Source organism: Neobacillus ginsengisoli (genome assembly GCF_030813055.1).
In genome coordinates, this window is sequence record NZ_JAUSTW010000001.1 from 921,525 (window position 1) to 940,500 (window position 18,976).

An 18,976-nucleotide genomic window follows, 5' to 3' on the forward strand; every position below is an offset into this window, starting at 1 on the left:
CTGATATGAGGTAAAATAATCTCACCAATCAATAAGAGGTGAGAAGATGAATCGGGTAGGTAAATACGCCAGCAGCAATGAAGTGGATGAGACGGAGCTTTTGACGATGGTCTTTGAACTGAGTGAAAAGGATCGAATGATCATGTGGGCGGAAGGCTATATTGATCTCGTCATTGAAAAATTACCTAGTTATGCCCGTGACATTTTGACGAATCGCAAGAAAAAGTGGGAAGATACGAAAGCATTTGTACAAGACAGGCTAAAGGAAATCATAAATCAAAGCGACTTTAGCGAAAAACTGAAGGGCGAACGTAAGGAGTTCGCCCTTTTTGTCATGGAGCATTATCCCCAATATCAATTATTGTTGTTTTTAGTTTATGACGGAAATTTAAAAGAAAAAGATTTACGGAAGTTTGTCTACCGTCGGAGGTTTGGGTCCGGTAAAAGGTACCTTCATTAAAGTGGTGAAAACAACGAAAGTGGGTCTTGGGTTAAGTTAATGGATCACTTCTCGCAAGGTAATTATGATTTTGCAAAAGGTAAGCTTGATGGATAAAAAGAAGGGTTATAATAAGATTTCAAACTCCCGGTGTTCATGATGCAGCTGAAAACTCCATTAAATTGTAAATACAGAGGCAACACATTTGCCTTTAAGAATATGATATAGGTGAACGCCAATGGAGGTGACATGATGGGAGTAGTAAAGGCTCGGAAATCAGATATAGATCTATTAGCACGATTACTTAGGGCAGAAGGTGAAGGGGAAGGTACTCTCGGGATGCTTCTTATCGGAAATGTGGGAATTAACCGGATTCGTGCTAATTGTTCAGATTTTAAAGGACTTCGTACCATTCCCCAGATGATTTATCAACCACATGCATTTGAAGCGGTTATCCATGGATATTTTTATCAAGCCCCAAGGTCATCAGAAAGAAGATTAGCAAGAAAAGTAATAAACGGTGAAAGGTATTGGCCGGCGAAATTCAGTCTATGGTATTTTAGGCCGCCGGGGGATTGCCCGCAAACATGGTACGACCAGCCTTTTGTCTCACGATATAAGAAACACTGTTTTTATCAACCAACGGGTGAAACCTGTGCAAATGTTTATAACACCTTTTAAATCACTTAGAGCCGTTATCAATAACGGCTCTATTTTTATAAAAATAATCCGAAACACTTTTCGAAATCCGAAATTCCTCTTATAATTAGGTAAGTTTGTTAAAGCTAAGGGTGGGACTTAAATGGATTCATACAATTTTTCTGTTAAACAGGTGTTATTTCTTATCTTTATAACCTTATCGGGAGTAATTTGGTCAGTCATCTTTCATCAACCGCTTGTGATCGGCTTTCTTCCAGGTTTCCTCGTCCTGGTTTCGACTTCGATAATGAAAAAAATGCCCTTGAAAAAGCTTTTACATATTAGTTTGAGAGGGGTAAATAAAACAAGAATCGTCATTCTCATTCTTTTTCTTGTAAGTTTTTTACTCCCATCCTGGTATTTATCCGGTACGATCGATCAAATGGTGAAAGTGGCCTTGCATGTTATTATCCCGCAGCACTTTTTTGTTCTTTCGTTTATCGTTGCGCTTAGTTTTTCGATGCTTCTCGGAACAACGGTTGGGACATTAAGTGCAATAGGTGTTCCGATTTTAGGAACAGCAATAGTCCTCCATCTTCCGGTGGACATCGTAGCGGGAGCACTCGTTTCAGGGGCGTTTGTAGGGGACCGAACGTCGCCGTTTTCCAGTTCACATCAACTTTTGTCACATACCGTTGAGGTTCCTGTGAAAAGACAATGGAAAGCAATGCTTTTGACAACGGTTATCGCGATAATAATTTGCCTTTGCTTCTATGGCGTTTCCGATTTCTTCATTTCAAGCAAAGTGACAATAAACTCGAAGCCGTTACTTTGGAGTGGGCTTTCTTGGTTAAAATTTATCCCACCGCTGATTTTAATAGTATTTGTCGTTTTTCGAATGAGCATCATTTATGCTTTTCTTTGTAGTATTCTATCAGCAGCTGTTATTGCTTTTTTTGACGGTTCATCCCTTCAAAAAATAGTTAGTTCATTTTGGAACGGAATTAATGGTCTCGGCGGCGGGCTGGTTCACATGTATGAACTACTGCTCTTTTTAGCATTGGCAGGTGCCTATAATGGTTTATTGGAGGAGTTGAACATCATTCAGCCTTATTTAGATAAATGGATGCAATCCTCCCGTTCTCTAGTGGGTGATACCCTTAAAACAATAGCGGCAACTCTATTAATCAGCTTCATTGCGGCAAACCAGACACTTCCGATTATTTTAACAGGGAGATCCTTTCTGCCGCATTGGTCCAATAAATACAAAAAAGAAGAATTAGCGAGAGTGATGGGCGATACAACAATGCTTTTTCCGGGTATGGTTCCGTGGAGCGTACTGGCGATCATGTGCAGCACCATTGTCGGAATCCCTTTGGTAAAATATCTGCCATACGCCATGTTTTTATGGATATTACCTTTTTTAACTATTTTCCTTTCGTTAGTCAAACAAGTGCGGAAATCAAAAATAAAGAAAACAGCAGCATAGATCCGGAGCCTTTTTGCAGGGCTCCATTTTTTGATAAGAAATTCCTTTTCGAATGATTTCCCAAAATCCAACATATAAGTGGTAATAATGATATTGGACAAGGGATGAGTACATGGTAAAAAAAATAGCAGTTATTGGCTTTGGGAGTACGATGATCGGAATCGGGATAAACGGCTTTATTATTCCTTTCCATTTGATCAATGGTGGATTTTTGGGTATTAGCCTTATCCTTAACTATTTGTGGGGCTTTAAAGCAGGTCTTATGTTCATATTTCTAAATGTTCCTGTTTACCTATTTGCCTTTAAATCGGATCCTAGGTATTTTATTAATGGATTAAGCGGAGCAATTATTTCCGGAATCATGATTGAAATATTAATGCCTTTAAATGGTAAGTTTCATTTACCAATCATGAGCAGTGTGATTATAGGTGCTGTGTTTATTGGAATTGGCGTCGGAATTATGTTAAGAAATCATATAAGCCCCGGTGGAATGGATTTGCTTGCCCTGTTACTGTCAAAATGGTCAAGGATAAATGTTGGAGTAATTATTTTTGCGCTCGACATGGTGGTGATTATGACGGGGTTGCTTATCCTTCAAGATGCGAAACTGTTTTATTCTTTGTTGATTATCTCCATTGTTGGCTTGTTTGCTAGTCTAATCACTTCATTTCACAGTGTACAGATTTATTTAAAATGAACCCGGAATTCAATAAAGAATAATCACGTATTATGGTAAAATGAAAAAATCTACTTTTGTTTGAAGGAACGGAGAGGTTTTTTCATGAAACCGGTCAGTGATCATGTAAAGGAAAATCTACAGATATTATTTGTGGGCTTTAATCCCAGCATACGATCCAGTGAGACAGGCCACCATTTTGCCAATCCGAACAATCGTTTTTGGAGAATACTTCATGAAGCGGGATTAACGCCGCGAAGGTATCAGGCTTCAGAGGATGAAAAGCTAATTGCGCTGGGGATGGGAATCACAAATATCGTCCCAAGGCCAACAAAGGCCGCAGATGAAATTACGAAGGAGGAATACAAAGAGGGACGGGAAGTTTTAAAAAAGAAAATTGAAAAATTAAAGCCAAAGGTAGTTTGTTTTGTTGGAAAAGGCGTTTTTCAAGAATATAGCGGGAAAAAAGCAGTTCCGTGGGGAAGGCAAATGGACTCCGTTGTCCCTGGTACGATTGATTTCGTTGCCCCATCATCGAGTGGGCTGGTCAGAATGAACCTCACTGAGATTATCGAAATCTATAAGCAGCTAGCTGATTTGGTATCATCAAAATAAAACATCGACGGAACCTCGAAATCCGTCGATGTTATTTATTTTATGATAGCTCAAATTTCTTTCGATAATTTGATAGGGCTAACAGTGGGAAAATATAACGATAGCTGTGATAGTGGATATAGAAGGCCCCTCCCATTCCTTGTCCTATCGGGTAGGCAGTGGTCCAGTCTTCTTTTTCAAGTGATGCGAGCAAATAAGAAATTCCTTTGCGGATTTCTTCTGTTGACTTATCAGCAGTTGCAATCAAGGCATCGAGTGCCCAGGAGGTTTGGGTTAAAGTACTCACTCCCAATGGAACATATGCTTTTTTTCCATCGCTTTGGCAGGATTCACCCCAGCCGCCATCCTTGTTTTGAATCCTTTTTAACCACTTAACCGCCTGTTGGACTGAGAGATGGCTGGATGGAACTCCTACAGCCGCTAAACCCGTAATTGCCCCCCAAGTTCCATAAAGATAACAAATACCCCATCTTCCATACCATGAGCCATCATTTTCTTGATTTTTCAATAGCCATTTAACGCCTTTTTTAATAGCATGTTGATTCTGCGATAGATTTGTATAATTTCCAAAAAACTCAAGTGTTCTTCCAGTTAAATCGGCTGTAGATGGATCAGATAGCAAAAATTCGCCTTTTTCGATCGGTAAAAAATCAATTAGTTTAGTATCGGTCTTTCGTTCAAAGGCCGGCCAACCGCCATCATCATTCTGCATTGAAAAGACCCAGCTAATACCTCGGTCCCAAGCTTGAAGCTGATCTGTTGCAATTCTGGAAATGGACCTAAGCGATGCAGTCGAATCGTCAACGTCCGGATTAATCGTATTGCTATCAGAAAATCCCCAGCCGCCAGGTAGACTTTTGGGATTATGAATCACCCAATCTCCGAATTTATGATGCTGTTTTATTAGCAGGTATTGATTAGCCTTTTCAACCATGGGGTCTTCAGGTAATAACCCAGCTGATTGCAACGCATAGCCAATCAAGGAAGTATTCCACACATTCGCTGTAGTGTATTGCATATGGGGCAAACCATTGATTTCGCATTTCATAGAGAGAATTCCATTTATCGCTTTTGTGATAATAGGATCCGACCTTTTATGACCAAGCGCTAAAAGTGCGAAAATCATTAAGAAGGTTGAGCTAAAATAGCTATAAAATGTTCCGTCCGCTTCAAGATGATCGAGCATATACTTTTTTGCACGCTTAAGCGCCATTTTATGAAGCTGCTCAGGTAAGCCAAGTAAGTTTTTTACGCCTTCTTCAACAACAGAAAATAAAGAACGCAGTTCAGGATGACGAACCCATGATTCTTCAACCTCCCTTGTGTGTTGCAAATCGGAAAGGTCCGGACCTTTATCAGTTCTCATCGTGAACTTTTTTTCGCTAAGTATCATGATCGGAGCAAGGTGCGCTCTCCCAAATACCGAAAACTTATAAAAATTAATTGGGAAGTGCAGCGGCAAAAGAATCACTTCAATTGGAAGGGGTGAATAGGACGGCCATATATATTGTCCCGTTAAAGAGAGCATGATTTTTGTAAACATACTAGCTTCTTCTAAACCCCCATTTGCTAAAATGAATTTTTTCGCTGCACGCATTCTTTTATCGTCTTTATTGTAATAGCCTGAATAGAGTAATGCATAATAGGCTTCTATGGTAGAAGATACATTCCCATCGCCCTCATCGAAATAAAGCTTCCAAGCGCCATTTTTCTCCTGTCTGCTTAAAATCCTCGCCGCAAGACCTTGGATTAATTCTTCATCATTTAATTCCAATGTCCTTAATAAAATAATCATATAGGCATCTGTTGAAAGGCCAGTTTCAAATGGATAATTCCATGAGCCGTCGGGAGATTGATCTTTTCTAAGTATCTCAATAATCCCATCGATTCCTTTTTTTATACTATTCATTCCTAGTCTTCATTCCTCTCCCAATTACCGTTCTCATCTATACATATTCCCTTGGTGAAAGGAGAATTCGTGAGGGAGGTCATGTGCCATTTTTTTTATGAGAACTCGAGAAAAAACTCCTCTGGAAAGTCTAAAGGAAGAATTAAAGGTAAAAAGTAAAGCTGCAAGTGGGGCCTCCCTTCAAGATGGATACGTAACAAAGGAAGAAAAAATTATTTTGGAAAAAATCGGTTTGAAGACGAGGGAATTAAATAAAAACAATGGAACCAGGACAAAGGCTTATTTTGATTTTTACCAACAACATCCTGAAATCCACTGGGCTTTTTTAGGACATATGGTTTCTCGAAATGGTGGTTGGAACATGACAGATTTAAAAGGAGAGTTTCTAACAAGAATATTATCAAGTAAAGAAAGGAATGCGTTTTTTGCTTTTTTAGAGCGCGGCAACTGGTTAATTTTCCAAGATGCGTATCCGCAATTTTTGGTTTATGAAGAAAGCTTAAAACGACACAAACCTTATTTCCATCTTTTTCCACATCTGAACATATCGGTATTTATGGAAACCATCTGGAATTATTTTTGGAGAAATCATGATACCTATGTCCTCACCATGGCGCTTATCATAAATGAACAAAGCTATTTGGAAAAAAGAGTTGTCCAAAATCCACGATATAAAAAAGAAGTATTCGGTAAATTGGAGTTTAAGCTCCAGGACCTTCTTTCCTTTAACCATATTCTTTTTCCTTATGCTAAAAAAAACTTGATTGGGCAAACACTACACCAGTTTGATTCGTTCAATGAGCGGATTCTTCTTGGAAAAAGGCTATATGCCGTTCTGTTTCAGAATCAGGATCGCTTAAAGCTGGTAATAGATTGGGCGAAACACCATCCGCATACCGGTTCAAGAAAGGATTATTGGCCCCATATATTTAACAATGTAAATGAAGGAATTCCCGGTTTTGCCTATCAGCTCCGTTTAAAATCATGCCAGCTCAGGCCTGGAGCAAGAAGAATTTATAGTCCGGACCTTGAAAGTGCATGGAAAAATGTAAGCCAGGAAGAAGCGGAAAAAGGAGATTGGTTTGAAGACGTTTATGTAATTGGGTATTTGGAAGAAAATAATGAAATTTTTGATGGGGAGATTAAAAATGAATACTGCAAAACACTTGAACGTCTCGAGCTTGCGGCACTTGCTAAAAAGGCGATTTCCATTTTGGAATAAAGATTATATTCCGGCAATGGTGCTTTCTGCGGTAATTGGAACGTTTTTAGATAATTATTTTGTTAAACAACAGCTTTATGAGTTTCCCTATAGACCTTTTCCTGAACTTTTTTCAGTCAATATTGTTTTTACACTTCTAGGTCTTCCCGTCCTCGTGATGATTTTACTTCATAACATGAAGCGAGTAAATTTATGGGGCAAAGCAGGTCTCATTATTTTTCTAAGCCTCTTAATGCCGATTCTTGAAAAATTAGCAGAAGTCTGCGGCTTGTTTGTCCATTCAAGCGAATGGAAACACCTCTATACATTTGCAGGCTACTTGGTATTTTTAACGATTATTTATCTATTTCATCAATGGGTGGAAAAGCAAAAAGGGTAAAAAACAAAAGCCAAGACATAAAGTCTTGGCTTTTGCGGTGATCACATTTGTGATACCTTAGTAATCGCAGATGCAATCACCTACCCCTCCCATCCGTACAGTGGTTAAGTGTCCCGCAACAAGCGAATGTTGGGAGGGGTACATATAGTTTATCACATTTTATAAGTAATTATAATAGTAACAATCACTTCGGACTTTCTTTTCTTTTTTGAAAAGTGTATGATAAAAATGATTTTTTACATAAGGGAGTGTTTGAAGTGGCTAAAAAAGGACATTTTTTAATGGAAAACGGAGAAAAAATCGAATTTGATTTATATCCAAATGAAGCACCGGGCACGGTTGAAAATTTTGAAACGTTAGCGAACAAAGGTTTTTACAATGGTCTTACGTTTCATCGGGTTATACCCGGTTTTGTAAGCCAAGGCGGATGCCCAGAGGGCCGCGGGACCGGCGGACCGGGTTACACGATTAAATGTGAAACAGAAGGAAACCCTCACAAGCATGTACCTGGTGCATTATCAATGGCACATGCAGGCAAAAACACAGGTGGAAGCCAGTTCTTTATCGTACACGAATCACAACCGCATCTTAATGGTGTTCATACTGTTTTCGGGCAAGTAACATCCGGTTTGGAAACGGCTAAAGCGATGCGAAATGGTGACATAATGAAAGAAGTAAAGGTTTATGATGCTGAATAAGTAAGATTTAGAGAGCTAATTTGTGGTTAGCTCTCTTTTTTGTTAGCGAAAGTATGTTTATTCCCCCAAAGGGCAAATTAAAAAAAATGGTTATTTTGGGGGTTACTATGAAAAAGATTGTTCTAATTCTTATACCTTTCCTATTTTTTTCGTTTCACCTAACTGCAAACGCTGAAAGCAATGGAACAAAAGAACTCAAGGCAGCGATTATCATTGATGATTTTGGGGGTGGCACCGGTGGTGTCAAAGATTTCTTAGATGGGGATATTCCGATCACCGCAGCTGTAATGCCTTTTACACCAACATCAAAAGAACATGCGGAATGGGCTCATAAAAACGGTATTGAAATTATGGTGCATTTGCCGATGGAGCCGAAAAGAGGAAAAAGATCCTGGCTGGGACCAAAACCGATAACAGTTGATTTGACGCTTAAAGAAGTAAGGCAACGGGTTGAGGAAGCAATCGACAACGTGCCATATGCGGTGGGGCTTAACAACCATATGGGTTCACTGGCAGTAGAAAACGAAACGATCGTGCGAACGATTGTAGAAGTAGCAAAGGAAAGAAACCTTTTTATTATCGACAGTGGAACAAGTCCAGGTACGAAATTTCCTGAAATCGCAAAAGAGCTGGGCGTACCATTGTTAAAAAGGGATGTATTCCTTGATGATATTTCTTCCTCATCCCATGTAAGAAAACAAATGGTCCGGCTGGCAAAAGTAACCGAAATTAAAGGCCAGGGCATTGCCATCGGCCATGTTGGAGTTACCGGAAAAGTATGTTCAATTGGAGTTTTTGAATCGATAGAGGAATTTAAAAGACGAAACATTAAGATTGTACCTGTCTCCCAGCTTTTTTCAGGAAAATTGCCAAATAAAAATTTCCCACCCTATTCGCATTGAAAAGCCGGAATCTTGAATTAACGGGGTTACTTCAAAGGTGCAAACATTAAAATCACACGAAGAAACACACGACATTTCACATATCGTGTGTTTCTTTTTTGTTATAGCAAGGTTTCTATACATTTTTACGAACTTTTCACATATGAATTCACAGTGTATTTCTAAAGGATAGAAATAATTATTGGACTGTATGTGAATTTAGTTTAATTTTATGGTGTGAATTCTACCTAGTATTTAAGAATTTTGCAGATATTTGCATAGCGAATGCGAAGGTTATTCGTACAGGACAAGCTGGAAATTGCCGATGATAGTTCGAATGTGAGGCTTATTCGGAAAAGGACAAATGCTCCCAGTCACATCACATAACTCGTTTTATTTTATAACTATTCAAAAGTAAAACGGTTAAGATTAGGGTTCTTCTTAAAACAATAGTCAACCGTTTGTGATTAGTGGTAAGATTTCTCCTGCGATTTACAGTTTTGCACCTCACAAGTGAACCCGTTAATCCTGAATTCCGTTTTTTTTATGATAATTTCCATTGCTAACATGCTGAGATTCATCCAAAATGAAACAATAGATAACAATGTAGGTGAAAGGGAGAAGGAGTTTTATTATGAAATTAGTTTCTTGGAATGTTAACGGCCTTCGGGCATGTGTTAAAAAAGGATTTTTGGATTATTTTAATGAAGTGAATGCCGATATATTCTGTGTGCAGGAAACGAAACTGCAGGAGGGGCAAATTAGCCTTGAATTAGATGGATACCACCAATACTGGAATTATGCTGTTAAAAAAGGCTATTCCGGCACAGCTGTTTTTACTAAAAAACAACCCTTATCTGTCAGGTATGGGGTAGGTACGGATGATTCCGAAGCTGAGGGAAGAATCCTAACATTAGAGTTTGCTGAATTTTTTCTTGTAAATGTTTATACACCAAACTCACAAAGAGATTTAGCTAGGCTTAGTTTCCGATTAGAATGGGAGGAGCGAATTCTTGCATACCTTAAAGAATTAGATGCTGTAAAGCCAGTTATTCTATGCGGGGATTTGAATGTTGCTCACCAAGAAATTGACTTAAGAAATCCAAAGTCAAATCAAGGCAACTCCGGTTTCACGGAAGAAGAACGAGGAAAAATGAGTGTATTACTGGAAGCGGGTTTTACAGATAGCTTCCGGCACTTTTATCCTGCTCAGGAAGGTTCTTATACATGGTGGTCATATATGCGCAAAGTCAGGGAAAAGAATATTGGATGGCGGATTGATTATTTTATTGTTTCGGACACATTTATAGATCGTCTGGTTGATGCCAACATTCATTCCGAAATCATGGGAAGTGACCATTGTCCGGTTTTACTGGAAATAAGATAAAATTTTCTTATCATCGCTCATAAAAAACTCGAAATTTTAATTTTCGAATTTCTGTTTTATAGTTACCTTAGATGTAACGATAGCGGGGGATGAATATGGATATTAAAAAAGACGTTCAACAGCAGTTTGGTAAAAATGCAGAATTCTATGTGTCGAGCACCATTCATAAAGAAGGTAAAGACTTGCAAAAGCTGCTTGAGTTGGCCTCCATTCATGGACAGGAACACTTGCTTGATGTAGCAACAGGCGGCGGTCATACGGCAAATGCTTTTGCTCCATTCGTAAAAAAAGTAACTGCTGTTGATTTGACACAAGAAATGTTGGTAGCGGCTGAAAAGTTTATACAAGAAAATGGCCGTCAAAACGTCGATTTTGTCATCGGAGATGCGGAAAAGCTGCCATTTCGCGATGATTCTTTTGATATTGTGACTTGCCGAATTGCACCCCATCATTTTCCGAATGTAAACAAGTTTATTAAAGAGGTTCATCGAGTCCTTTCAACAAATGGTCAATTTTTGCTTGATGACAATGTTGCACCTGAAGAGGATGATTTGGACCAATTTTATAATACAATCGAAAAAATAAGAGACTATAGCCATTTTCGCGCCTGGAAAAAAACAGAATGGCTTCGAATGCTTGAATTTGCAGGTTTTGAAATTATTGAATGGCATCGTTTTGATAAAACTTTTAAATTTGATCCATGGTGTAGTCGGATGAATGTATTGCAAGCAGATAAAGATAGATTGACTCAGTACATGCTTACAGCAACTCAAAAAATCAAAGATAAGTTTAGGATTGTTATTAACGAAGATCAAGTGATTTCATTTCAAGGAGAAGCGATTGTTTTAAAAGCAATCAAAAGGGGATGAAAAAACCTTTGCATCGAAGAGTAAGAACTCTTTTATGCAAAGGTTTTTTACGTTTAAGAAAATGTTAAATGTCATTTAGTGCGGTGCCGATAACATCGAATTCAGGTAGCCTCTCATCTTGATTAGAGTTTTCCCACTGTTCCTGCTCACTGGAACCAACAACTGCTTTTTCATCCTCTTTTTTATATGGTTTCATACCCACAGTAAGAACATCTCCTTTCCATTATTTTGTGACCGTACTAAAGTATTTTTACCCATAAAAAACCGGTCTAAACCTCTTTTGAATTTGGGAAATTATCAAGAAAGAATAGGTAATTAATAAATTGAAGAAAAGTGTATAGTAAGATGTATCAAAAATCTAATGTTTTCACAGGTGATGAAAAGAGGTTAATGGTAACGTCATATATTATGTCAGATTGCCTAAATGCGTTCACCCGGTTGGGCAAATTCTCCAACCCTGTAATAGGGCGAACGGCAAGGACAGTGCTACTTGTTTTTTTACGGATTTTAGAACATAAAAAGGATGGATCATTACTTTTGACAAGAAAAGGATTTTTGTATATATAGATGTGCGATTTGATTTTTGAAACAAATAGGTAATATCCAAAAAACTACTTCCATTTATTTCCTGAAAAATATTACAGAAAAAGATGTTGAATTTTGCTGGAATACGTAGTATTATAGATTTTGTCGCTAAGACAACATCGATAGATTGCTTAATTAACAAATGGATTTAAAATGCGGGTGTGGCGGAATTGGCAGACGCACCAGACTTAGGATCTGGCGCCGCAAGGCGTGGGGGTTCGACTCCCTTCACCCGCACCAAAGTTTTTTACGAAAGCAAAATAACTTACCATATTGCGGAAGTAGTTCAGTGGTAGAACACCACCTTGCCAAGGTGGGGGTCGCGGGTTCGAATCCCGTCTTCCGCTCCAAGATTGCCGGGGTGGCGGAACTGGCAGACGCACAGGACTTAAAATCCTGCGGTAGGTGACTACCGTACCGGTTCGATTCCGGTCCTCGGCACCAAAGTTTTTTGCGATAGGAAAAAAATTCAAAAATGCGCCCGTAGCTCAATTGGATAGAGCGTCTGACTACGGATCAGAAGGTTATGGGTTCGACTCCTTTCGGGCGCGCCATTATTTAACGGGAAGTAGCTCAGCTTGGTAGAGCACTTGGTTTGGGACCAAGGGGTCGCAGGTTCGAATCCTGTCTTCCCGACCATTTTTAAACCATATTTAATGGGGCCTTAGCTCAGCTGGGAGAGCGCCTGCTTTGCACGCAGGAGGTCAGCGGTTCGATCCCGCTAGGCTCCACCAGAAATTAATTTTATATTTGGCGGTGTAGCTCAGCTGGCTAGAGCGTACGGTTCATACCCGTAAGGTCGGGGGTTCGATCCCCTCCGCCGCTACCAAATACTTTTTTAAAAATAATGGAGGAATACCCAAGTCCGGCTGAAGGGATCGGTCTTGAAAACCGACAGGCGGGTTAAACCGCGCGGGGGTTCGAATCCCTCTTCCTCCGCCATTATTTTTTTCTTCATATGTGGAGGGGTAGCGAAGTGGCTAAACGCGGCGGACTGTAAATCCGCTCCCTCCGGGTTCGGCGGTTCGAATCCGTCCCCCTCCACCATTTTAGGGGTATAGTTTAAAGGTAGAACGAAGGTCTCCAAAACCTTTGGTGTGGGTTCAATTCCTACTACCCCTGCCACTTAATCTTATAAATTTCTAATTTTGCCGGTGTGGCGGAATTGGCAGACGCGCACGACTCAAAATCGTGTTCCTCTGGAGTGTCGGTTCGACCCCGACCACCGGTATCATGCTATTTACGAAAGAAAAACGAGAATGCTCATCATATCAACGTTTTAAGCGTTCCTGCTACGGTGGGGACGCTTTTTTCGTTGTCCCAAAAACCGTCTACGAATAAGTTCAAATCTGACGCACCTGTTAATACGCAGTGGAGGTCGAATGAATCGATGAGCAGGAGAAAAAACGTGTTGGATCAACGGGAAATAAGGATTATGGAGATGAAGGTGAAGACATACGTAGAGTCGTTTGCATCTGCGATGGATTTATTTCTGAAGGACTGTGAGGTACGTAATTTACGTCCCCACACCATTCGTTACTATCAGAATGAAATATATGCGTGTCTGAACCAACTAAGAGAACAGGGGATTAACGTAGAAACGTTGTCCCCAGTTGAGATAACACAGGAGCATATCAGAGAGAATGTTATTGCTTATATGCGTCAGCAAAAGGGTAACGATTAATACACGATTACGAGCCTTACGAGCGAAATAAACACTTTTCTAAGCTATCTTAAGGAACAGGAAATAGATGTAGCAGCGATTAAGCCGTACCAAGTTACAGCAGAGCATATCAAAGAAAACGTAATTTTATATCTACGGAAATATAAAGGTGCTAAAGTTGTAACAGTTAATACTCGATTGCGGGCGCTACGTGCGTTCTTTAACTTTCTTCATAAAGAAAAGCATATTCCTTAAAACTCATTCGACCATATCAAGCTGCTAAAAGATCGCAAGCGTATTATAGCGACCTTTACAAGAACAATTGATAAAGTTGTTCGCTCAGCCTGACTTAAAGACGTTTACTGGCGCTCGAGATATACCATAATGCTGCTTCTTCTAGAAACGGGTATAAGAGCGAATGAATCCGTAGGACTAACGCTTGCAGATATTCGCTGGGAAGATAATTTAATATGTATACGGAACGCAAAGAGCTATAGAGAACGCCTTGTACCAATTCAATCGACCATGAAAGAGCAGCTAAAAAAGTATATTGCGATACGTGGTTACGTTGAGACTGACGCACTATTTGTAACGGTGTACAATTCTCCCATATCGAAGAGAGCGCTACAAAACAGAATCGAAAAATACGGAAGGGAAGCGCAATTGAAAGGCGTTCGTTGTATCTGTCATACGTTTAGGCATACATTCGCAAAGTTATGCGTACAGCAGGGAGCTAAAATTTTCGAGCTTCAAACGATTTTAGGGCATACAAGTATGGAAATTGTGAAAACGTACGTAAATTTATTCGGTACAGATGTAAGAGATAGACATAAAGAGTTTTCACCTTTAAAGGTATTAGAGAAACGAAGAAGAGGGCGCAGCAAATGCGCTTTTTTTTACCAAAACTTCCGAGTACTTGCGCCTATTGTCTCTGAAAGGGGGCGATATTATGCAAATATCAAAAGGTAACGGCATTATTAGTATCATAGCCGACAAGAACGTCACTAGCTACGCTACAAGCGACTTTAAGCACGCAGATATGAGCGGCTACATTATTGAAGAGCCAACAACGAAAGAACTTCGAAAACTTTATGAAGTAGCTCAGCGCATATTCTGGAACATGAAAGCTAAGCGAAAAAGGAACGCTAAGAGCGCCTTTCTATGCGTCTAAGGCTCTACAGCTATGCGGTATCAAATGCGAACATTTGTACCCGAAAGCACCCTTCGCCGCTGCCAGAAACAGCCGTCAAAACTTTGCTTACATATTTTAAAACTAGATAGGTAAAATTTAGGAAGCGATACCCCCTAAAAAAATTTTTGCTAGCAAATTTAGAAACGGGGGGTTTAATCGTACCAATAACGCATAGAGCTAGCGCCTATACATACATAACGCCAGTCAAGCGTTATACTCTAATCTATAATGATGTTTCGATTATGACTGTAGCTTTATCATCGTGGGCTGCGGCTTTTTTTAGCGCTCTTTTTTGCAAGCTATTTAACCATAAAAAGAGCGGGTAGCTAGTCGTACTACTTCGATATATAAACACAAATAGGTATTGCTAAAAACTGCGCTTCTTCAACTAAAGCCCCCTTTAACGCAAAAAGGACTTATGCTTTTTAGTCGCAAAAGTCCCATTTACTACAAAATACATTGTTGAATTCGTTTTTTACTCTTTATAAGGTAATTTATTACAAGAGCTTCCGTGCCTTCTCGACGTCTTCCCTCGCCTTATCTATCTCTGCGTCCGCTTCGCCTAGACGAGCTGCTGCTACGGCTGCATGATCTACTGCTCTTTCTAACTCTTGTCTTGCTTTATCTACGTCTTCTCTTGTTTTTTCTAGTTGTTTCTCTGCAGCGTCTTTTTTCGCCGTTGCCTTAGCTAGATGTTCTAGTGCCTCCGTGAGTAATTCTTTTGCATCTTTAATGTTCATTTAAATTCACCTCTCTTTGCTTTCATATTCGGTGGATTGCTTGTCCCCGTACCATATTAAATGAAAAAAGTAATTCAAATGAAAGTAGTAATTACCTATTTTGACTAATTAAATTAACCTGAACCGCTAGCTTAATAACATTTTACCGTATTTTTCGGAACTGCGGCTTTTTTTCGTTTTTAATACAGCAATCAGACGCTTTGTCCGGTTAGGATGGTTTGGCTTTAATGTTGGAAGTGCCTTAACTCTTAATGAAGTGGCGATGGACGCATTTATCAATACAAATACAGCAGCAGCTGCTGGAATTATTGGCTGGATAGTAATTGAATGGTTGATAAATAAAAAACCGACCATGCTTGGAGCTGTATCAGGTGCAGTTGCGGGCCTGGTGGCGATCACCCCTGCTGCAGGATTTGTTACGCCGGCTGCCTCTATTCTTATTGGATTCCTTGGAGGTTCGATTTGTTATTGGGGCGTCTTCTGGGTAAAAGGAAAATTTGGGTATGATGATGCTCTTGATGCATTTGGATTGCATGGAATCGGCGGAACATGGGGTGGAATTGCTACTGGTTTGTTTGCCACAAAATCTGTGAATTCAGCTGGAGCAAATGGATTATTTTATGGAGATCCAAGCTTAGTATTAAAGCAACTAATTGCAATTGTTGCAACCTATCTATTTGTTGGGACAGTATCCTATATACTTATTAAAGTTGTAAAAGTCTTTGTCCCTGTGAGGGCAAATGAACAAGAAGAATCTCTCGGATTAGATATTACTCTGCATGGGGAAAAAGCTTATCACGAAGCATAATTTTTCCGAAAAGAGTTTACCGAAACATATCCAGACAAGATGCTGGAACCAAGAGGCTGTTCCATTTACAAAAAGAAATTTTGGCGAATTGTGGTAATTCATTAAACTCGTGGGCCAGTAAAATACCGACACACAATTGTTCAAGGACTTCTACATAATGTAGGGTTCTTTTTTGTTATCCCAAACGCGATTTTTCCCTGACAGGCCGTTCTCGAGGAAGGTACGAATATTAATGCATTAGTGAGTTAAAGTGTTGTTTGCGCTCATTATGACATTGATTTATTCAGCGTCTTTCGTTTACGAATCCAGTTAGCCGCTTAATGAAAAAATCCTAAAAATGAAATGGAAAAATCTTATTGATAATAGATTTGAAGGACAAAATCGCAATAGGGAAAGGGAAAACTGTCCTTAAAGATGGATTTGAAGGACAAAATTGCAATAGGGGAAGAGGTAACTGTCCTTGAAAATGGAAGTGAAGGACAAAATTGCAATAGGGAAAGGGAGAACTGTCCTTGAAAATGGATTTTAAAGATAAAGCATTCAATTGGTATAGGATTAAAAGAATTTGCCCCAAATTAAGTAGTCTTTATCAATATTACATAGGGGGTTAATAAGATGAGAATATTTTTTCAATTCCATTCAAAACTGGATTCATTTCAACTTTTTTCAAAGATACACCTCTTGACGATAGGAATTATTTTATTTCTTTGTATCCTTTTGTTTGTATATAGAAACGCACTTAAAAGAAGGCAAAAATTTTTTCGATTCACGTTGGCGTTTCTCCTTTTGGTTTCGGATGTCTTGCTGCATCTATGGCTTTTAACTGAAAATGCATGGTCAATGAAAAGGGATTTACCGCTGCAGTTAAGTGATCTTGCTGTTATTTTAGCGATTGTGATGCTCCTGACAAAAAGCTATTCACTTTTTCAATTTATGTATTTTGCGGGGTTAGGCAGTTCCATACAAGCCATTTTAACCCCGGATCTTGGTAAGTTTTCATTTCCTCACTTTCAATATATCGAGTTTTTTATTTTACATGGAGGAGTGGTATTAGCGTGTTTATTTATGGTTGTAGTCCTCACCTTCGAACCAACCAATCGATCGTTGTGGGTGACTTTTCTAATCGTTAATCTATATGCAGCATGTATTTTTATCCTCAATAAACTGCTGGGAGCGAATTACCTCTATATCATGAAAAAGCCTAAAATCGCTTCGCTTTTGAATTATCTTGGTCCATGGCCCTGGTATCTTATTTCGCTGGAGTTTGTGATGATTTTGAGTTTTTTTATTCTTTACAGTCCATTTTGGCTAAAAAGAAAAATCACCTCGAACTAATCTCCTTATTCTTACATATTTTATACTAGTCCAATAGTATAAAGGGGTAGTAGGTTTTGGGAGATGTAAACCTGAAAAAAGGCGATATTATTCTTAAAAGAGGGACAGGTAGGTTAAGTAGTGAGATAGAATTTTTTACACATTCTCAATTTAGTCACGCGGCATTAGTGTCAGACCCGGAGAAAAAGCTGATAATTGAAGCATCATTAAATGGTGTGGGGTATACGAATCTAGCCGGCTTTATCGGATTTTCAACGGTTTATCGGATGATGACCCTTACGGATGAACAAGCTTCAAACATCGTAACATACGCCGAACAACAGCTAGGCAAACCATATGATTATGAGGAATTGGTTGATATGTTCCTCAGATATGTATTTCATATTCCTAATAACAGGATTGAGAAAGGAAGGTATGTTTGTTCTACCTTTGTCAATGCGTGCTATGGAAGTGCAGGAATTAAATTGACGAAGCAAAACCTGCCTTCACCTGAGGATATATTTGAATCGCCATTACTAACTAAAGTTGCTGATATTTAATGTGGTCCACTTAGGTAGAGCTAAGTGGTTTTTTGTTTTCTAAAATATTTTTCATAAATTGGAAAAATAAATGAAAAAAATGATTATGGAGGAAGACATTAATACCTAGGGTTAATTTTTTAAAAAGTTTCATAATTTGTCAAAAAAAAGTATAAGTTATTGTTTCGCTTTTTGTTCAAATGTAATATACTATATAAAAATAAGTATAGCACATTAAAGATAAACTCAAAGAATATAACATAATTAATTTAATTAGGGGGTGGATATGATTAAACTGACTAAACGCCAGGATGAAATCCTCCAAATCGTAAAGGAAAACGGCCCGATAACGGGGAAGCAAATTGCTGATAAGCTTTCGTTAACAAGGGCTGCATTAAGGCCTGACTTAGCAATTCTAACGATGGCGGGTAATCTTGATGCAAGGCCTCGAGTCGGTTATTTTTTTAACCATAACTATGAGGTCAAACTTCAGGCAGAGAAGTTTTTACATCAAAAAGTTGCAGATTATAAAGCACACCCCATTGTCGTAGAGAAATCTACTTCCGTCTATGATGCCATTGTTCAGTTATTCTTGGAGGATGTCGGAACGCTTTATGCTGTTGATGGTGAGGGGCAATTAGCCGGGGTTATTTCAAGGAAAGATTTACTTCGAACAGCGATAGGCAACAAAAATCTCAATGAATTGCCTGTAAGCGTAATCATGACGCGAATGCCAAATATCATAACAATCAAACCTGATGAAACCTTATTGGAAGCAGCAAAAAAAATGATTTCGAATCATATCGACTCCCTGCCTGTAGTGAAGGAATTGGAACAGAAAACCGATACATATTTACTGATCGGACGAATTACGAAGACGACGATAACGCGGGCATACCTTGAAATCATGGATCAAAAATTAGGTTAAGGAG

At 39.0% G+C, this 18,976-nt stretch carries 19 protein-coding genes, 11 tRNA genes and 2 pseudogenes; 29 read left to right on the forward strand and 3 right to left on the reverse strand.

The genetic code is table 11. From position 1 onward, the window contains the following. The first annotated feature begins 46 nt into the window (after positions 1-46). The 5 genes from J2S10_RS04915 (at position 47) to J2S10_RS04935 (ending at position 3,858) form a co-directional block, all read left to right on the forward strand. Positions 47-460 (forward strand): hypothetical protein, encoded by a 414-nt coding sequence (locus tag J2S10_RS04915; RefSeq protein WP_307404957.1) that lies wholly within the window; start codon positions 47-49, stop codon positions 458-460. 231 nt (positions 461-691) lie between these two features. Then, complete coding sequence (locus tag J2S10_RS04920; RefSeq protein ID WP_307404959.1) at positions 692-1,120, forward strand: cell wall hydrolase; 429 nt, start codon at positions 692-694, stop codon at positions 1,118-1,120. A gap of 121 nt (positions 1,121-1,241) precedes the next feature. Beyond that, positions 1,242-2,567 (forward strand): Na+/H+ antiporter NhaC family protein, encoded by a 1,326-nt coding sequence (locus J2S10_RS04925; RefSeq protein WP_307404961.1) that lies wholly within the window; start codon positions 1,242-1,244, stop codon positions 2,565-2,567. Positions 2,568-2,679: 112 nt separating this feature from the next. Further along, complete coding sequence (locus J2S10_RS04930; RefSeq protein WP_307404963.1) at positions 2,680-3,264, forward strand: YitT family protein; 585 nt, start codon at positions 2,680-2,682, stop codon at positions 3,262-3,264. A gap of 84 nt (positions 3,265-3,348) precedes the next feature. Then, the gene (locus J2S10_RS04935) at positions 3,349-3,858 is read left to right on the forward strand and encodes a mismatch-specific DNA-glycosylase (RefSeq protein ID WP_307404966.1); all 510 of its coding nucleotides are present in this window, start codon (positions 3,349-3,351) and stop codon (positions 3,856-3,858) included. Positions 3,859-3,898: 40 nt separating this feature from the next. Here the strand turns inward: J2S10_RS04935 and shc are convergent, their stop codons facing one another. Next, complete coding sequence (shc, locus tag J2S10_RS04940; protein ID WP_307404968.1) at positions 3,899-5,767, reverse strand: squalene--hopene cyclase; 1,869 nt, start codon at positions 5,765-5,767, stop codon at positions 3,899-3,901. Positions 5,768-5,864: 97 nt separating this feature from the next. Between shc and J2S10_RS04945 the strand changes: the two genes are divergently transcribed. From J2S10_RS04945 to J2S10_RS04970, 6 genes are all read left to right on the forward strand, one after another. Then, a complete protein-coding gene (locus J2S10_RS04945) occupies positions 5,865-6,989 on the forward strand; it encodes a DUF2515 domain-containing protein (protein WP_307404970.1) in 1,125 nt (374 codons plus the stop codon). Next, positions 6,916-7,368, forward strand: coding sequence for a CBO0543 family protein (locus tag J2S10_RS04950; RefSeq protein ID WP_307404972.1), 453 nt, complete (start codon positions 6,916-6,918; stop codon positions 7,366-7,368). The genes J2S10_RS04945 and J2S10_RS04950 overlap by 74 nt, the downstream gene beginning before the upstream one ends. Before the next feature lie 281 nt (positions 7,369-7,649). Further along, the gene (locus tag J2S10_RS04955; protein WP_307405166.1) at positions 7,650-8,066 is read left to right on the forward strand and encodes a peptidylprolyl isomerase; all 417 of its coding nucleotides are present in this window, start codon (positions 7,650-7,652) and stop codon (positions 8,064-8,066) included. 107 nt (positions 8,067-8,173) lie between these two features. Then, positions 8,174-8,968, forward strand: coding sequence for a divergent polysaccharide deacetylase family protein (locus tag J2S10_RS04960; protein WP_307404975.1), 795 nt, complete (start codon positions 8,174-8,176; stop codon positions 8,966-8,968). A 613-nt stretch (positions 8,969-9,581) separates the two neighbouring features. Further along, positions 9,582-10,334 carry an exodeoxyribonuclease III gene (locus J2S10_RS04965; RefSeq protein ID WP_307404977.1) on the forward strand — a complete coding sequence of 251 codons (753 nt, stop codon included), beginning with the start codon at positions 9,582-9,584 and terminating at the stop codon, positions 10,332-10,334. Between the two features lie 95 nt (positions 10,335-10,429). Further along, positions 10,430-11,203: a class I SAM-dependent methyltransferase gene (locus J2S10_RS04970; RefSeq protein WP_307404979.1), complete on the forward strand. Its 774-nt coding sequence runs from the start codon at positions 10,430-10,432 to the stop codon at positions 11,201-11,203. Between the two features lie 64 nt (positions 11,204-11,267). Here the strand turns inward: J2S10_RS04970 and J2S10_RS04975 are convergent, their stop codons facing one another. Next, complete coding sequence (locus J2S10_RS04975) at positions 11,268-11,405, reverse strand: hypothetical protein (RefSeq protein ID WP_307404981.1); 138 nt, start codon at positions 11,403-11,405, stop codon at positions 11,268-11,270. A gap of 538 nt (positions 11,406-11,943) precedes the next feature. Here J2S10_RS04975 and J2S10_RS04980 point away from each other — a divergent pair. The 14 genes and pseudogenes from J2S10_RS04980 to J2S10_RS05045 all read left to right on the forward strand — a co-directional run bounded on the left by J2S10_RS04980 (position 11,944) and on the right by J2S10_RS05045 (position 14,622). Further along, positions 11,944-12,028: transfer RNA gene (locus J2S10_RS04980), tRNA-Leu, on the forward strand. 35 nt (positions 12,029-12,063) lie between these two features. Beyond that, positions 12,064-12,138 (forward strand) — tRNA-Gly (locus J2S10_RS04985). Between the two features lie 5 nt (positions 12,139-12,143). Next, positions 12,144-12,232: transfer RNA gene (locus tag J2S10_RS04990), tRNA-Leu, on the forward strand. 33 nt (positions 12,233-12,265) lie between these two features. Beyond that, positions 12,266-12,342: transfer RNA gene (locus tag J2S10_RS04995), tRNA-Arg, on the forward strand. 8 nt (positions 12,343-12,350) lie between these two features. Beyond that, positions 12,351-12,427 (forward strand) — tRNA-Pro (locus J2S10_RS05000). Between the two features lie 19 nt (positions 12,428-12,446). Further along, a tRNA-Ala gene (locus J2S10_RS05005) sits at positions 12,447-12,522 on the forward strand. Positions 12,523-12,540: 18 nt separating this feature from the next. Next, positions 12,541-12,617: transfer RNA gene (locus tag J2S10_RS05010), tRNA-Met, on the forward strand. Between the two features lie 20 nt (positions 12,618-12,637). Continuing rightward, positions 12,638-12,730 (forward strand) — tRNA-Ser (locus J2S10_RS05015). A gap of 20 nt (positions 12,731-12,750) precedes the next feature. Further along, positions 12,751-12,835, forward strand: a tRNA-Tyr gene (locus J2S10_RS05020). Positions 12,836-12,839: 4 nt separating this feature from the next. Beyond that, a tRNA-Trp gene (locus tag J2S10_RS05025) sits at positions 12,840-12,913 on the forward strand. A gap of 25 nt (positions 12,914-12,938) precedes the next feature. Further along, positions 12,939-13,019: transfer RNA gene (locus J2S10_RS05030), tRNA-Leu, on the forward strand. A gap of 159 nt (positions 13,020-13,178) precedes the next feature. Then, a complete protein-coding gene (locus tag J2S10_RS05035; RefSeq protein ID WP_307404983.1) occupies positions 13,179-13,472 on the forward strand; it encodes a site-specific integrase in 294 nt (97 codons plus the stop codon). Between the two features lie 6 nt (positions 13,473-13,478). Beyond that, a pseudogene (locus tag J2S10_RS05040) lies at positions 13,479-14,318 on the forward strand (tyrosine-type recombinase/integrase); the annotation flags it as partial. Between the two features lie 82 nt (positions 14,319-14,400). Next, a complete protein-coding gene (locus tag J2S10_RS05045) occupies positions 14,401-14,622 on the forward strand; it encodes a hypothetical protein (protein ID WP_307404985.1) in 222 nt (73 codons plus the stop codon). Between the two features lie 518 nt (positions 14,623-15,140). Here the strand turns inward: J2S10_RS05045 and J2S10_RS05050 are convergent. Then, positions 15,141-15,383 carry a hypothetical protein gene (locus J2S10_RS05050; RefSeq protein ID WP_307404987.1) on the reverse strand — a complete coding sequence of 81 codons (243 nt, stop codon included), beginning with the start codon at positions 15,381-15,383 and terminating at the stop codon, positions 15,141-15,143. Positions 15,384-15,594: 211 nt separating this feature from the next. On the opposite strand from J2S10_RS05050, the pseudogene J2S10_RS05055 reads away from it, so the two are divergent. From J2S10_RS05055 to J2S10_RS05070, 4 genes and pseudogenes are all read left to right on the forward strand, one after another. After that, a pseudogene (locus J2S10_RS05055) lies at positions 15,595-16,191 on the forward strand (ammonium transporter); the annotation flags it as partial. 615 nt (positions 16,192-16,806) lie between these two features. After that, positions 16,807-17,526: a YwaF family protein gene (locus J2S10_RS05060; protein ID WP_307404989.1), complete on the forward strand. Its 720-nt coding sequence runs from the start codon at positions 16,807-16,809 to the stop codon at positions 17,524-17,526. Positions 17,527-17,582: 56 nt separating this feature from the next. Beyond that, positions 17,583-18,065 (forward strand): YiiX/YebB-like N1pC/P60 family cysteine hydrolase, encoded by a 483-nt coding sequence (locus tag J2S10_RS05065; protein ID WP_307404991.1) that lies wholly within the window; start codon positions 17,583-17,585, stop codon positions 18,063-18,065. Between the two features lie 265 nt (positions 18,066-18,330). After that, the gene (locus J2S10_RS05070) at positions 18,331-18,972 is read left to right on the forward strand and encodes a helix-turn-helix transcriptional regulator (RefSeq protein ID WP_307404993.1); all 642 of its coding nucleotides are present in this window, start codon (positions 18,331-18,333) and stop codon (positions 18,970-18,972) included. The last annotated feature ends 4 nt before the right edge of the window (positions 18,973-18,976 follow it).